Here is a 1,102-nt window from a genome sequence, read left to right on the forward strand (position 1 = left end):
TACTTTATGGTAAGTCTGAGCCGGGTGGCTTAGTAAACATGGTTTCTAAGAAACCAACAACACAAACACAGGTCAGCTTGAGCCAAGATATCGGTTCAAACGAACATTCACGTACCGTACTTGATGTAAGTGGTTCTTTAAATGACGCAGAAACGCTACGTGCTCGCGCTATTTTTGCGAACGAAAACTACAGCTCTTGGCGTACGTATGGCGATGGCACAAAGCCGCAAACTGACCGTGTTGTGGGTGGCCTAGTTGTTGAGTATGACATTACTGAAAACATCATGGTGTCAGCGCATTATGACCGTACAAAAGACGAAGGTAGCGTAGATTCAGGTGCTTACATCGTGGACGGAAAGCCAGTTCGTGGTGATAAGTACATCTGGGACGCTCAGTGGTCAAAAATTGATAACGACGTAGAAAACTACGGTATCGATATTAATGCTCAAGTGACTGATAACGTGAATGTGAAAGCGGGTTACAACCGTCAAGACTTTAAGCGTTTTGATGTAGAGTCTTACCCTAAGTTTGACAATTATGACAAAGATGGTGTGATTCGACATAAAGGGAACGAGCGCACAGATAACTGGGTATTCGATACCGCGTACTTAGACGTAACAACCAACTTCTCTTTGTTGGGTACAGAAAATACGTTTTTGGTGGGGGCGAACTACCTCGACTACAAATACGACCGCTTTATGGCTTTCCATGCAGGAGAGGATGTAGCGGCAGGCACGACAGTTACTCGTCCTGGAACCGTACGCTCGAAAAAATACCCAAGACGCGAGCATGACACTTGGGGGATTTACGCGCAAAACATGATGACGATTAACGATTACTGGCAAGTACTTGCGGGTGCTCGTTATGACGAAAAGCGTGAAGATTCGCTAACAGAGAACCAAGTTTCTCCAAAGTTAGGCGTGATTTTCCACCCGACATCGAATGGTTCGATTTACGTGCAATACTCTGAGAGTTTTATGCCGCAAGGTGAAGTCAGCAACGGTAGTCGTACTTACATCAATGATGGTGAGAAACTCGACGCTGAGCGTGGTATCTCTTATGAAATCGGTACGAAGTGGGAACTGTTTGATCAGCGTTTATT

General features: G+C 45.2%; 1 pseudogene. It reads left to right on the top strand.

Annotated features, from left to right (window positions below):
• Positions 1–1,102: pseudogene (gene peuA, locus R7E42_RS25225) on the top strand (TonB-dependent siderophore enterobactin receptor PeuA); the annotation flags it as partial.

It is taken from the genome of Vibrio sp. Vb1337 (assembly GCF_033338715.1).
Classification (GTDB): domain Bacteria; phylum Pseudomonadota; class Gammaproteobacteria; order Enterobacterales; family Vibrionaceae; genus Vibrio; species Vibrio alginolyticus.